The following is a 14,134-nucleotide window of genomic DNA, read 5'->3' on the forward strand; positions in this document are numbered from 1 at the left end:
CCGTGACCAAGCCCGATCAGCAGATCGCGATCGTCGGTATGGCGGCGCTCATGCCCGGAGCCGCCGACCTGGACAGCTACTGGCGCAACCTGGTCAGTGGCGTGGACGCCATCACCGAGGTCCCGGAGCACCGCTGGGACGAGGAGTTCTACGACCCGGAGCAGGCCCACCGGGCGGACCGGATGTACTGCCGGCGGGGCGGCTTCGTCGACGAGTACGCCACCTTCGAGCCGCTGAAGTTCGGCGTGATGCCCGCGTCGGTGCACGAGATCGAGCCCGACCAGCTCATCACGCTGGAGGTGGCCGCGAAGGCCATCGACGACGCGGGCGGCCCGGACCGGCTCCCGTCGGGTGAACGGGTCGGGGTGATCCTGGGCCGGGGCGGCATCCTCAGCCCCGCCCAGGCCCGGTACGCCCAGCGGGTCCGGATGTCCAGCCAGGTCATCAGCATCCTCCGGGAGCTGATCCCGGACGTCGACCCGGCCCGGCTGGAGATGCTCCGCAAGAAGTTCGACGAGCGGCTCGGCCCGTACCAGCCGGAGGGGACCATCGGCCTGGTGCCGAACCTGGCCGCCTCCCGGGTGGCCAACCGGCTCAACCTCCGTGGCCCGGCGTACACGATCGACGCGGCCTGCGCCTCGTCGCTGATCGCGGTCGACCAGGGCATCACCGAGTTGCAGAACGGCCGGCTGGACGCGGTGCTGGCCGGCGGCGTGCACCACGTGCACGACATCAGCTTCTGGTCGGTGTTCAACCAGCTCCGGGCACTGTCCCGGCAGGGCGAGATCCGGCCGTTCGACGCGAACGCCGACGGGCTGCTGATCGGCGAGGGCACCGGCATCGTGGTGCTCAAGCGGTACGCCGACGCGCTGCGCGACGGTGACCGGGTCTACGCGGTGATCCGGGGCAGCGGGGTCTCCAGCGACGGCAAGTCGGCGAGCATGTTCAACCCGGCGGTCTCCGGTCAGGTGCTGGCCATCGAGCGGGCCTGGGCGGCGGCCGGGCTCGACCCGACCGCGCCGGACGCCGTCGGCTTGCTGGAGGCGCACGGCACCGGTACCCCCACCGGTGACGCGGCCGAGCTGACCACCATCGGGCAGACCTTCGGGGCGCACCGGGGTGGGCCGAAGCCGGTGATCGGCTCGGTGAAATCGATGATCGGCCACACCATGCCGGCGGCCGGTGCCGCCGGCCTGATCAAGGCGACGCTCGCCGTCTACCGGGGCGTGCAACTGCCCACCCTGCACTGCGAGAACCCCCGGGCCGAGATGGCCCAGACCCGGTTCGCGCCGATCACCTCCGCCCAGCCGTGGGAGAGCGACGGCCCGCGCCGGGCCGGGGTGAACGCCTTCGGGTTCGGTGGGATCAACGCGCACGTGATCGTCGAGCAGGTGCCCGACTCGGCCGGGGTCGCCCTGCCGACGGCCGGGCTGACCGCGACGGCCGACGGGAAGGTCGTGGTGGACGAGCCGGACCAGGTGCTCTGGCTCGCCGCGCCGACCTCGGCCGCGCTGGCCGACCTGCTCGCGAAGGACGACGCGACGGTACGCCGGCTCGGCGCCGAGCGGGCCCAGACCGCCCCCGGCCCGGTCGACGGCTCCGAACGCGTCCGGCTCGGCATCGTCAACCCCAGCGACAAGCTGCTCACCGTGGCCCGTAAGACGGTCGCCCGGGGCCAGGCGTGGCGGGGCGGCCGGGACATCTGGTTCACCCCGGACCCGCTGCTGGCCGGAGGCGGCAAGCTCATCTCGGTCTTCCCGGGTCTGGAGGCGGAGTTCTCGCCCCGGACCACCGACCTGGCCGCCCACTTCGGGCTGCCGGACCGCCCGTGGTCGATGGAGGACCTCGGGCAGCACGGCGCCGGCCTGATCGAGGTGGGCAAGATCCTGCACGAGGCGCTGCGCCGGATGAACGTGACGCCGGACGCGGTCGCCGGGCACAGCATCGGCGAGTGGACCGCCGCCGCGGTCAGCGGCCAGGCCGACGGGGCCAGCATGGACGAGTTCCTCGCCATGTTCAGCGCCAAGTCGGTGGAGATCACCGGGTACGTCTTCGCCGCCGCCGCCACGGCGGCGGACCAGGTCACGCCCCTGCTGCCGGACTTCCCCGGGGTGGTGCTTTCGCACGACAACGCCCCGCAGCAGTGCGTGGTCAACGGGCCGGAGACCGAGGTCGACCGGCTGGTGGAGGTGCTGCGCGGGCGGAACGTCTTCTGCCAGAAGCTGCCCTTCAAGTCGGCGTTCCACACCCCGATCTTCGGCGACGGCCTGCGCTCGATCGGCGACGCGCTCGGCCGGCTGCGGGTGCAGCCGAGCCAGCTCCCGATCTGGTCGGGCACCCTGGCCGCGCCGTGCCCCGACGAGATCGACGAGATCCGCCACCTGTTCATCCGGCACATGATGGAGCCGGTGTGGTTCCGGCAGACCGTCGCCAACATGTACGACGCCGGTTTCCGGGTCTTCCTCCAGGTCGGTGCCGGCCAGCTCGCCTCGCTCATCGACGACAACCTGCGCGGCAAGGACCACCTGGCGATCCCGGTGAACGTCTCGCACCGGGGCGGGCTCAACCAGCTCCGCCGGGTGGCGACCGCGCTCTGGGTGGAGGGCGGCTCGCCGGACCTGCGCGTCCTGTCCACCCCGGGCGGCCGTGCCCCGGTGGCGAAGAGCACCGTGGGCACCGGCAAGCGTGGTCCGACCATCAAGCTCGACCTGGGTGGACCGTTGGTCCGGCTCGGCGAGGACGCGGCCGGCATGCTCGGTCTCCCCACCCCGGGCACCGGATCCCCGGTGGCCGCGACGCCGGCCGCTGCCGCCCAGCCCGCCGCACCGGTGGCGACCGGTGAGACCGCCGGGGCCCTGGCTGCGCTCAGCCAGCTCGCCGGCCACTCCCGGGCCGCCGCCGAACTCGCCGCCCTGCTCCGGGACACCGCCCAGGGCACGGCGAGCGTGCTGGCCAGGGCGGGCGGCACGGTCGCGCCCGTCCAGCAGCGTCCCACCGCGCCGGCGACCCCGCCGGCCGCCGCTCCCCGGCCGCCCGTCGTGCCGCCGGCCGCCCCCCGCGCCGGTGCCGCGCCGGCCGTCGCGCCCCGACCGGGCACCGCGCCGTCCGCCGCGCCATCGGCGGCCCCGGCCCGACCCGGCGGCCCGGCGGTCGCCCGTCCCGCCACGCCGACCGTCGCTCCGCAGCGGCCGGCGACCCCGCCGGCCGCCCGCCCCGCCCCGGCCGCCAGCCGGGAGGTCGGTCGGGTCACCCTGCGGGTCTCCATCGAGACCATGCCGTACCTGCGGGACCACTGCTTCTTCGTGCAGCCGGACGACTGGCCGGACATCGAGGACCGCTGGCCGGTGGTGCCGGCGACCGCCCTGGTCCAGCACATGATGGACGCCGCCGAGCAGCTGCTGCCCGGCCAGCGGGTGATCGAGGTGCACGACGCCAAGTTCAACCGCTGGCTGATCGCCGAGCCGGCCCAGGACGTCGAGATCACCGTGCGGGAGGCCGGGGCGAACCGGTACACCTGCGCGATCGGCTCGTACGCCCGGGCCACGGTCGAGATGAGCAGCGCCTACCCGGAGCCGACCGAGCAGCCCTGGACGCACGACCCGGCCACCGAGCGTCCGACCACTCTGCCAGCGGACGAGATGTACGCCGAGCGGCTGATGTTCCACGGCCCCCAGTTCCAGGGGGTCACCAAGATCCACGCCATCGGTGACATGCACGTGCGGGGCGTCGTGACCGCCCCGGTGCCGCCCGGCGCGCTGCTGGACAACGCGCTCCAGGTCATCGGCAACTGGCTGATCACCACCCAGCCGATCCGGACCGTGGCGCTGCCGGTCGGCCTCCGGAACGTCCAGTTCTTCGGGCCGCCCCCGCCGGCCGGGCGGGCGTTCGAGTGCGTCGCCCGGGTCCGCTCCATCGACGACGGGCAGCTCGTCGCGGACACCCAGCTCAGCTACCAGGGGCGGGTCTGGGCACAGATCAACGGCGCGGTGGACCGACGCTTCGACAGCCACCCGCAGGCCCGGGTCGCCGAGCGCTTCCCGGAGAAGTACCCGATGTCGCTGTTCCAGCCGGAGGGCTGGACGATGGCCTTCGACTGCTGGACCGACCTCGTCACCCGGGGCATGGCCGCGCGCGGCATCCTCGGCGGCGCCGCCAACGCCGAGTACGAGCGGCAGCCGACGAAGACGCGTAAGCAGTGGATGCTCGGCCGGATCGCGGCCAAGGACGCCGTCCGGTCCCGCCTCTGGGAGGACGGGCACACCGACATCTACCCGATCGAGCTGACCGTCGGCAACGACCCGGACGGCCGCCCCTGGGTGCGCGCCCGACCGGGCCGGGGCTGGCGCGACTGCGACGTGTCGCTGGCCCACTGCCAGGAGATCGGCGTGGCCATCGCCAAGCCGCGTACCCCCGGGGAGCCGATCGGTGGACCGGGCGTCGGCATCGACGTCGCCGAGATCGCCGACCTCCCGGCGGGCTGCGTGCTCGACCCGGCGGAGACCGCGTTGCTGGCGTCGCTGGCCGGTGCGGACGCCGCCCGGCGGCAGCTCTGGGCGACCCGGTTCCGGGCCGCCCGGGAGACCGTCGGCAAGGCGGAGGGCGTCGGCCCGGCCGGCGGCCCGCACCCGATCGCCGTCCGGGCAGCCACCGACGAGGCGCTCACCGTCGAGACGGCCGGTCGCACCTACCGGGTCGGCCACCGGGAGGTCGCCAACCCCGAAGACCTGCCGCCCCGGCGGTACGTCGTGGCCTGGACCTGGGGTCCGGAGCCCGCCTCCGCCCCCGGCGGCACCCGTTCCTGACCTCCCGCACCGATCAGTCGAAACGCAAAGGAGCAACCCCATGTCCGCGACGCAGGCCAAGGTCCTCGCCGACATCACCCAGATGATCCAGGCCGTGCTCGGTGATTTCGTGGCCGACCAGGAGATCACCCTGGACACCACCTTCCGGGACGAACTCGGCATGGAGAGCATCGACGTGGTGTCGCTCGCCGGCCGGCTCCAGACCCGGTACGGGGACACCGTCAACTTCGCGCACTTCGTCGCCAAGCTGGACCTGGAGACCGTCGGTGACCTCACCGTCGGGAACCTGGTCACGCACATCGCCGACGCGCTCGACGCGAAGGCCGGCGGCACGGTCGAGGTGGCCGCCCGGTGACCATGGTCCGGGCGAACGGAATCACGCTGCACGCGCAGCGCCTGGACCCGCCCCACCCGCCACCGGCGGACCGGTCCGCGCCGATGCCGACCGCCGTGCTGATCCACGGCATGGCCTCGGACACGATGGCGAGCTGGTACTTCACCCTCGCCGAGCCGCTGGCCGCCGCCGGGTTCCCGGTGGTCCTGTACGACCTGCGCGGGCACGGTCGCAGCGACCGGCCCGCCACCGGGTACGCCCTCGCCGACTTCGTCGACGACCTGGCGGGACTGCTCGCCGAGCTGGACGTGACCGGTCCGCTGCTGCTCTGCGGCAACTCCTTCGGCGGCACGATCGCCTTCGGGTACGCGGCGCGGCATCCGGACCGGGTCGCCGGCATCGTGGCGGTCGAGTCCGCCCCGCCCATCCCGGAGTGGATGGCCCGGGTGAAGGTCCGTCTGGCCCGGGTCGCCGACCGCCTCCCCCAGGAGGGCACGGTGGCCGAGATCGGCCTCCGGCGGGGGCGGCTCGCCGCCCGCCGGGCCGACGAGACCCGGCAGATGCTGACCACCACCACGCTCGCCGAGGAACTGCCGGCCAGTCGGCTTCCGTCGGGCAACCAGCTCGCGGCCGTCGACTGCCCGGTGCTCTGCCTCTACGGCGGCCGGTCGGCGGTGCACGAACTGGCCCCGGCGGTCCGGCTGCTGCTTCCTCAGACCCGGACGGTCGTTCTACCTGACGAGAAGCACACCGTCCTGATCGACCAGCCCGAGCAGGTTCGCCGGCACGTCTTCGACTGGTTGGCCGCCGAGTGCGCGCTGCCGGTCGGGGGAGGGACTCCCGCCGAGCGCGGGGTCACCGTCGCCGGTGGGCTCGCCGTCGACCACACCACCACCTCATGACCACGCAATTCCCAGGAGGACTCCCGATGGACACCCCGATCACCGGTCGGTCGATCATCATCAGCAGTGGACGGTGCGGGTCGACGCTCCTCTCCGACCTGATCGCGGAGGAGCCGGACACGCTCTCCGCCCAGGAGTTCTTCATGTCGGTGGCGCCCTGGGCGCGCAGCGCCGAGGTGATCACCGGGGCCGAGTACTGGAAAGTGCTGTCCAGCCCCAAGGCGGAGCTGTCCACGCTGTTCCGGATCGGGCTGCCCCCGAAGGAGCTGCACTACCCGTCCACCGGCCGGTGGGGCGACCGGATGACCGAGTTGCCGCGGATCCTGGCGATCACCCTGTCGAAGGTCTCCGACGACCCGGACGCCCTCTTCGACGAGTTGGACCGGCGGGTGCCCGACTTCCCCGAGCAGAGCGTGGCCCGGCACCACCAGGACTTCCTGGACCTGCTGGCCGTGCTGACCGGTAAGAAGCGCTGGGTGGAGCGCTCCGGGGGCTCCAGCCACGTGGCACCGTACCTGCTCCGGGGCTTTCCCGAGGCGAAGATCGTCTACCTGACCCGGGAATGGGAGCCCACCGCGAAGTCGATGAGCCGGCACTCGTCGTTCCAGCTCCTCCAGCTCCGGGTGGAGTTCCTCGGCCGATGCGGGCTGGATCCGTTCCGGTTGCAGCCCGGCCAGGAGGTGCCGGCGGAGATGGAGCAGTTCCTGCCGGACCGGCTGACCCCCGACGCGCTCCGCGAGCGCGGCCAGGACCTGCGGCGCTACCTCGCTCTCTGCGCCTTCATGGCGGCCCAGGCCGAGCAGGCGCTGGCCGACCAGAAGCCGGCCCACCTGTTGACCATGCGGTACGAGGAACTGGTCGCCGACCCGGTCGCCGAACTGGGCCGGCTCGGCCGCTTCCTCGACCTCGACAACCCGGAGGCGTGGGCGGAGCAGGTGGCCGACCGGGTCGTCGACCCGTCCCGGGCCCGTCAGCCGGTGGGCTGACCGGGTGTCGTCGAACCCCAGCCACGGTTCTGCCGTCCCGGCCGGAACCGTTCCTGATAACCGGCACGAAAGCGAGACAGTGTGAAACCCAACCGGATCCACTCGCGGCGGCTCTGGGCGGCCGTCGCCGTACTGGGGCTCGGGGCCGCGCTGACAGCCCCGGCGACCGCGCTCGGCGCACCGACCGCCGAGGACGACCGGCACCACCAGCCGAAGCCGAACCCGCAGGTGATCGCGAAGGCCGAGCCGGACGAGTGCTTCGCGGGCGTCGGCCTCCCGTACCCGGCGGGCCCGCCGTGCGCCTCGGGTCAGGCCAAGGTGAACCAGGGATACCTGTGGGGGATGACCCGGGCTGGCCAGAACCTCTGGTTCGGCACCGGCGCGAACGTCAACTGCCTCACCAGCGGACGGCAGTTGGGCACCAACGAGCCCAAGCTCAACGACGACTGGGTCTGCGAGTACCAGGAGAGCCAGATCGTCAAGACCAACCCGCAGCTTCCGGGATATCTGGGTGACCACCGGACGCCCCGGCTCTACAGCTACGACACGCGCGCCAAGCGGCTCATCGAGAAGACCGACCTGGTGAAGGCGAGCCAGGCCGACCACGACCGGCTGAAGACCACGACCGGCATCCGGGCGGCCGGCAACTTCGGCGGGGTGGCCCTGCTCGGCGGCCCGGCCATCGGCAAGACCATCAACCTGTTCGCTTTCGACACCGACACCGGTGCCTTCCTGGGCTCGCGGAACTTCCCCGAGTTCGGCAACATCCGGCACTTCACGATCGCCGAGGGCGCCCTGTACGCGGGCGTCGGCGTCGGTGCCAACGGCTCGCTGCGCGGTCACGTGCTGCGCTGGGCCGGCAGCAAGGCCGACCCGTTCAACTTCCAGATCGTCGGCAACCTGCCGGCGCAGGCCGCCGACCTCACCGTCCACGACGGGCGGATCGTCGTCAGCACCTGGCCCGGTTCGGAAGGCGAGCTGAGCACCGCCGACGAGCCTGCCCCGCCGAGCAAGCTCGCCGCGGTCTGGATGAGCCCGGTGCTCGCCAACGGCGCGCCCGGCCTCACCCCCGACGACGCGGACGGCTGGCAGCAGGTCTGGGACGTCTCCGCGTACGAGCCGGACCCGGTGGTGGCCAGCAGCTACGGCCTGGGTGGCCTGGTGTCCTACCGCGGGTACCTCTACTGGGGCACCATGCACGTGCCGCTGAAGGCGACCCGCGTGCACCTGACCCATTACCCGCCGGCCGACGAGGCGGCCACCGAGCTCACCATCCAGAACACCCAGCGGGCCATCAGCATCTACCGGGGCAAGCGGCTGGGTGAGCGGGCGGAGAAGGTCGAGCTGCTCTACGGCGCGGCCGAACTGCCCGCGTACGACCCGGCGGCGAACAACGGTGCCGGTGCCTGGGCGAAGGTCTCGACCGGCCAGACCCCGCTCTACGGCTCGTCCGGCTTCGGCAACCCGTACCTGAACTACACCTGGAAGATGGCGGTGGCCGGCGGCCGGCTCTACGTCGGCACGATGGACTGGAGCTACCTGGCCAAGGAACTCAGCCAGGAGGCCGCCGCGATGTCCGGCCTGTCGGTCGAGGCGGCCACCGAGGCGCTCAGCGCGCCGTCGCTGGCGGCGGCGGCCGACGACCCGACCCTGCCGGAGCCGGTCTACGGCGGTGACCTGCTGGTCTTCGAGTCCGCCAGAGAGCCGGCGAAGCTGGTCAGCGACAACGGTGTCGGCAACTACCTGAACTACGGCATCCGCAACATGGTCACCGACGGCACCACGCTCTACCTCGGCATGGCGAACCCGATGAACCTGCGGGCCGACCCGACCGACGACGTGCCCGAGGGTGGCTGGGAACTCATCCGGTACGACACCCGAGGCCGCTGACGCCTCGCCACGCCTCACCGGGTCCCGGCGGTGCTGCGCTCGCAGACCCCACCGCCGGGGCCCGGCCCCGCCCGGTTTCCTTGCACGGTGCGTGGCAAGTCCTGACACTCCTCGAACATTTGCCGGTGAAAGTGGGCATATGATGCCTTTGACTGCCCGTCGCCGGGAGGCCACGACCTCCCGTCCCGCGGGTGCCCCGGGTGGCACCCGCCGGCTCCGCTCCCCGTCCCTGCTCGCCGGGTTCCTCGCCGCCCTGGTCGGACTGACCGGCGTCGCCGGGTGCACCGGCGACCGGCGCGACGACCGGCGCGACGGCGACCGGGCGCCGGCACCGAACGCCACCACCGCGCCCGGATCCGGGTCCGATGTGGCGGCCGGGTCGAGCGAGCACACCCTGACCGTCGACGGCCGGGAGCGCACCTACCGGCTCTACCGGCCCGCCTCCCTGGACCTGGCCGAGCCGGTCCCGCTGGTGGTCATGCTGCACGGCGCGGCCGGCACCGGCGAGCAGGCCGAGGAGGCGTACGGCTGGACCGAGGAGGCCGACCGGGGCGGTTTCGTGGTCGCCTTCCCGGACGGGGTGAAGCGGGCCTGGGCCGCCAGCGAACTCTGCTGCGGCCAGCCGGTCCGGCAGGGGGTCGACGACGTCGCCTTCGTCGAGGCGCTCGTCGGCGCCCTCCGCGACCGGATGCCGGTCGACCCGGCCCGCACCTTTGTCACCGGGATCTCCAACGGTGGGCTGCTGGCGTACCGGCTGGCCTGCGACACCGATCTCTTCGCCGCGATCGGCGTGGTGGCGACCACCCTGGCCGGCGAGTGCGAGTCGCCGGCCCCGGTCAGCGTGCTGCACATCCACGGCCTGCGCGACGAGACCATGCCGTTCCGGGGCGGTCCGGGCAAGCGCGACAACGACGGCACCGGCCGCAACCCGGTGAAGATCGACGGTCCGCCGCTGACCGAGCTGATGGCGACGTGGCGCGCGGTGGACGACTGCGCCGCGCCGACCGAGCGCGTCGACGGACCGGTGACCCGGTCGACGGCGTCCTGCGCGCACGGCCGCGCCGTCGACCTGATCACCATCGCCGACGCCGGTCACCAGTGGCCGGGCGGGAAGCCGAATCCCCGCGCCGAGCAGCTGCTCGGCCTCGAACCCCCCTCGACCGCGTTGGACGCGACCGCGGAGATCTGGAAGTTCTTCAGCGCGCACCCCCGACCGGCCGGCTCCTGACGCCGACCGGCACCCCGCACCCCCCAGAACAGGAGAAGGCATGCCCAGCAGAGACGGTCCGGCGGTCGAGGTCGTCGATCTCGTCAAGCGGTACCCCCGGGCCACGACCAACGCCGTCGACGGACTGTCGTTCACCGTCGCGCCGGGCGAGACCTTCGGGCTGTTCGGGCCGAACGGGGCCGGAAAGTCGACCACCATCGGCATCCTCACCACGCGGCTCCGGGCCACCGGCGGCCGGGCCCTGGTCGGCGGCGTCGACGTCAGCCGGGACCCGGTCGGTGCCCGTGCCCACCTGGCGGTGGTGCCCCAGCACAACAATCTGGACCGCGCACTGACCCCCCGGCAGAACCTCCTGTACCACGCTGCCTACCACGGGGTGCCCCGCTCCGAGGCCGAGGAACGGGCGAAGGCGCTGCTGGAACGCTTCGGCCTGGCCGAGCGCGCGGACCGGCGGATCGAGGCGTACTCGGGCGGGATGGCGCAGCGGCTGATGATCGCGCGGGCCTGGATGCACGAGCCCGAGGTGCTCTTCCTCGACGAGCCGACTAACGCGCTGGACCCGCAGACCCGGATGCTGATCTGGAGCCGGATCCGGGAGATGCGCGAGCGGGGCGTCTCCATCATGCTCACCACGCACGCCATGAACGACGCCGCCAACCTGGTCGACCGGGTGGGCATCGTGGACCACGGCAAGCTGCTCACCGTGGACACCCCGCAGAACCTCGTGCGGGGCCTGGCCGGGCAGGCCATCCTGGATCTCACGGTCACCCCGGCCGCCCGCGACGACGCCGACGAGGTCGTGGCCGCGCTGCGCGAGCTGGACGGCGTACGTAAGGCGGAACGCCGGCCGTTGCCGGTCGGCGCGGCCGGCGCGGGTCGGGGTGCCGGCCTGGGCGCTGCGGGCCGGGCCGCGCTCGCCAAGTTGGGACCGGGCGCGTTGGCGAAGCTGGCCGCCCGTGCCCGGGCCAACGGGAACGCGCCGACCGCCACCCTGGCCGCGGCGGGCGCCCAGGGCCGGATCCGGGTGCGCCTGCACCTCGCCACCGATCCCGCCAACCTGCTCGGCCCGACGATGTCCCTGCTCACCGGTCGTTCGGCGGCGCTCAACGACATCCACATCGGTGAGCCGAGCCTGGAGGACGTCTTCATCGAACTCACCGGAAGGGACCCGCGGTGACCGCCCTCGACACCCCCACCCCGGTTCGCCGCGAGATCCGGGACCGCCCGCCCGCCGGCCGGGTCTTCCTCGCCCTGCTCCGCCGCGACCTGCTGGTCACCGGCAAGGAGCTGTGGGTGATCCTGATCCAGGTCGGCATGACCCCGCTGTTCATGCTCTTCGTGTTCAGCCACATCCTCGGCGGGCAGGGCATCGTCGAGCGGTCGTTCGCGAACCTCTTCCTGCCCGGCGTGATCGCGCTCGCCGCCCTCACCACCGCGTTGCAGAGCACCGCTCTACCGCTGGTGAAGGAGTTCGGCTTCACCATGGAGATCGAGGACCGGCTGCTCGCCCCGCTTCCGACCAGCCTGGTCGCGGTGGGCAAGCTGGTGGTCGCCACCATCCGGGGCCTGCTCGCGGCGGTGCTGATGTACCCGCTCGGGGCCCTGGTGGTCGGCACCGCGCCGTGGCGGCTGGAGGGCCTGCCGACCGCCCTGCTGGTGGCCCTGCTCGGCGCGTGGGTCGGCGGCGGCATCGGGATGACCCTCTCCACCATCCTCCCGATCCAGCGGATCAACGTCACCTTCTCGGTCATCGTCACGCCTATCATCTGGACCGGCTGCATCCACTACCCGTGGCCCCGGCTGGAGTCGATGCGCTGGTTCCAGGTGGTGACCGCCTTCAACCCGATGACGTACGTATCGGAAGGGGTGCGGGGTGCGATGCTGCCCGACGTACCGCACATGCCGGCCTGGGTCTGCGTGCTGGTGCTGACCGGCATGGCCATCGCCCTGACCTGGCTCAGCGTCCGGTCCTTCACCCGGCGGGCCGTCCAGTGACCGCACCCACCGGCCCCGATCCCGCAGGAGGAGCGCACATGTCGATCAACCCACCGGAGTCCGACGGCGGGCTCGCCCAGTGGCTCGCGGCCCGCGCGGGCGAACTGCTGCTCTCGGTACGCGCCGAGCACGGTCACGCGGACCCGGCCGCGTTGAAGGCCGCCGGCGACCGGGCCTCGCACGAGTTCCTCCTCGCCGAGCTGGAACGTTGGCGGCCGACCGACATGGTGCTCTCCGAGGAGGACGACGACTCCCGCCGCTCGGTGGCGGACGGCAGCGGGCCGACCCGCCTGAACGCCGACCGGGTGTGGATCGTCGACCCGTTGGACGGGACCCGGGAGTTCTCCGAGGAGGGCCGTTCGGACTGGGCGGTGCACGTGGCGCTCTGGCACCGGCACGCCTCCACCCCGCACCGGCTGATCGCCGGGGCGGTCGGGTTGCCCGCCCAGGGACGGGTGCTGACCACGGAGTTCCCGTTGCGGTCGCGCGCCGACCAGGCCGGCGACAGCCCGATCCGGCTGGCGGCGAGCCGGAGCCGTCCGCCGGTCTTCCTGACCGACCTGGCCGGGGACATCGGTGCGGAGTTGGTGCCGATGGGGTCGGCGGGGGCGAAGATCGCGGCGGTGGTGACGGGTGAGGTGGACGCGTACATCCACGCCGGGGGGCAGTACGAGTGGGACTCGGCCGCCCCGGTGGCGGTGGCCACCACAGCCGGGTTCCACGCCTGCCGGATCGACGGGACCGCGTTGAGCTACAACGAGGTGGATCCCCGCCTGCCCGACCTGCTGGTCTGCCGCCCGGATCTGGCCGCGCCGCTGCTGGAGGCCCTGAGCCGCCAGTTGTCGACGGCCGCCGCCGGGACGGCCGCACCGGAGACGTCCCTGCTCGGAAAGGAACACCGATGAACAGCGGATCGGCGCTGTACCAGACGACCCACCTGGACGCGTTGGAGGCGGAGAGCATCTTCGTGATGCGTGAGGTGGTGGCGGAGATGGAGCGGCCGGTGCTGCTCTTCTCCGGGGGCAAGGACTCGATCGTGATGCTCCGGCTGGCGGAGAAGGCGTTCGCCCCGGCGAACATCCCGTTCCCGGTGATGCACGTCGACACCGGCCACAACTTCGCCGAGGTGCTGGAGTACCGCGACCGGCGGGTCGACGAACTCGGCCTGCACCTGATCGTGGCCAGCGTGCCGGAGGCGCTGGTCCGGGGGCTGGTCACCGAACCGGCGGACGGCACCCGGAACCGGATCCAGACGCCCGTCCTCCTCGACGCGGTGGAGAAGCATCGGTTTGATGCGTTGTTCGGTGGGGCGCGTCGGGATGAGGAGAAGGCGCGGGCGAAGGAGCGGGTGTTCTCGTTCCGGGATGAGTTCGGGCAGTGGGATCCGAAGAATCAGCGTCCGGAGTTGTGGTCGTTGTACAACGGTCGGCATCATCCGGGTGAGTCGATTCGGGTGTTTCCGTTGTCGAACTGGACCGAGTTGGATGTGTGGCACTACATAGCTCGGGAGCAGATTGCGCTGCCGTCGATCTACTTCGCGCACGAGCGTGAGGTGATCGAGCGGGACGGCATGCTCTACGCGGTCAACGAGTTCATCCAGCCCCGGGCGTCGGAGACGCCGTTCGTGGCACGCGTCCGCTACCGGACGGTGGGTGACGCTTCCTGCACCGCTGCGGTCCGCTCGGATGCGGACACGGTGGAGAAGGTGATCGAGGAGGTCGGGGCGACCCGGATCACGGAGCGGGGTGCGACCCGGGGTGATGACCGGGTGAGTGAGGCCGCCATGGAGGACCGCAAGCGGGAGGGCTACTTCTGATGAGTACCGACACCATGCCACTGCTCGACAGTGACTCCGCGTTCCGGTCCATGGACCTGTTGCGCTTCGCCACGGCGGGCAGTGTGGACGACGGTAAGTCGACTCTGATCGGTCGGCTTTTGTATGACACGAAGTCGTTGTTCACGGATCAGTTGGAGGCGGTGGAGGCGGTCTCCGCTGC

General features: G+C 72.3%; 10 protein-coding genes and 1 pseudogene. All 11 read left to right on the forward strand.

Going from position 1 to position 14,134, the window contains the following annotated elements; translation table 11 throughout:
* Positions 1-2 precede the first annotated feature (2 nt).
* On the forward strand, positions 3-4,802 hold the full coding sequence (locus ACIBJE_RS28555) for a beta-ketoacyl synthase N-terminal-like domain-containing protein (RefSeq protein ID WP_396753370.1): 4,800 nt from the start codon (positions 3-5) through the stop codon (positions 4,800-4,802).
* 40 nt (positions 4,803-4,842) lie between these two features.
* A complete protein-coding gene (locus ACIBJE_RS28560; RefSeq protein ID WP_396753371.1) occupies positions 4,843-5,157 on the forward strand; it encodes an acyl carrier protein in 315 nt (104 codons plus the stop codon).
* Positions 5,158-5,159: 2 nt separating this feature from the next.
* The gene (locus ACIBJE_RS28565) at positions 5,160-6,038 is read left to right on the forward strand and encodes an alpha/beta fold hydrolase (protein ID WP_396753382.1); all 879 of its coding nucleotides are present in this window, start codon (positions 5,160-5,162) and stop codon (positions 6,036-6,038) included.
* A gap of 26 nt (positions 6,039-6,064) precedes the next feature.
* Positions 6,065-7,024, forward strand: coding sequence for a sulfotransferase domain-containing protein (locus tag ACIBJE_RS28570; RefSeq protein WP_396753372.1), 960 nt, complete (start codon positions 6,065-6,067; stop codon positions 7,022-7,024).
* Between the two features lie 81 nt (positions 7,025-7,105).
* The gene (locus tag ACIBJE_RS28575; protein WP_396753373.1) at positions 7,106-8,914 is read left to right on the forward strand and encodes a hypothetical protein; all 1,809 of its coding nucleotides are present in this window, start codon (positions 7,106-7,108) and stop codon (positions 8,912-8,914) included.
* A gap of 139 nt (positions 8,915-9,053) precedes the next feature.
* Entirely contained in the window at positions 9,054-10,142 is a 1,089-nt protein-coding gene (locus tag ACIBJE_RS28580; protein ID WP_396753374.1) for an alpha/beta hydrolase family esterase, read from the forward strand.
* 40 nt (positions 10,143-10,182) lie between these two features.
* Positions 10,183-11,319, forward strand: a complete 1,137-nt coding sequence (locus tag ACIBJE_RS28585; RefSeq protein ID WP_396753375.1) for an ABC transporter ATP-binding protein — start codon at positions 10,183-10,185, stop codon at positions 11,317-11,319.
* Positions 11,316-12,137 carry an ABC transporter permease gene (locus tag ACIBJE_RS28590; protein ID WP_396753376.1) on the forward strand — a complete coding sequence of 274 codons (822 nt, stop codon included), beginning with the start codon at positions 11,316-11,318 and terminating at the stop codon, positions 12,135-12,137. Before ACIBJE_RS28585 ends, ACIBJE_RS28590 begins: the two co-directional genes overlap by 4 nt.
* 38 nt (positions 12,138-12,175) lie before the next feature.
* Entirely contained in the window at positions 12,176-13,042 is an 867-nt protein-coding gene (locus ACIBJE_RS28595; RefSeq protein WP_396753377.1) for a 3'(2'),5'-bisphosphate nucleotidase CysQ, read from the forward strand.
* Positions 13,039-13,953, forward strand: a complete 915-nt coding sequence (cysD, locus tag ACIBJE_RS28600; RefSeq protein WP_396753378.1) for a sulfate adenylyltransferase subunit CysD — start codon at positions 13,039-13,041, stop codon at positions 13,951-13,953. Before ACIBJE_RS28595 ends, cysD begins: the two co-directional genes overlap by 4 nt.
* Positions 13,953-14,134: pseudogene (locus ACIBJE_RS28605) on the forward strand (sulfate adenylyltransferase); the annotation flags it as partial. The gene cysD and the pseudogene ACIBJE_RS28605, both read left to right, overlap by 1 nt.

This window comes from Micromonospora sp. NPDC050187 (genome assembly GCF_044459745.1).
Lineage (GTDB): Bacteria > Actinomycetota > Actinomycetes > Mycobacteriales > Micromonosporaceae > Micromonospora.

Coding starts and splice junctions, on each gene's coding strand:
- ACIBJE_RS28560 (WP_396753371.1), top strand. CDS start 4,843: ATGTCCGCGACGCAGGCCAAGGTCCTCGCCGACATCACCCAGATGATC.
- ACIBJE_RS28565 (WP_396753382.1), top strand. CDS start 5,160: ATGGTCCGGGCGAACGGAATCACGCTGCACGCGCAGCGCCTGGACCCG.
- ACIBJE_RS28570 (WP_396753372.1), top strand. CDS start 6,065: ATGGACACCCCGATCACCGGTCGGTCGATCATCATCAGCAGTGGACGG.
- ACIBJE_RS28580 (WP_396753374.1), top strand. CDS start 9,054: ATGATGCCTTTGACTGCCCGTCGCCGGGAGGCCACGACCTCCCGTCCC.
- ACIBJE_RS28585 (WP_396753375.1), top strand. CDS start 10,183: ATGCCCAGCAGAGACGGTCCGGCGGTCGAGGTCGTCGATCTCGTCAAG.
- ACIBJE_RS28595 (WP_396753377.1), top strand. CDS start 12,176: ATGTCGATCAACCCACCGGAGTCCGACGGCGGGCTCGCCCAGTGGCTC.
- cysD (WP_396753378.1), top strand. CDS start 13,039: ATGAACAGCGGATCGGCGCTGTACCAGACGACCCACCTGGACGCGTTG.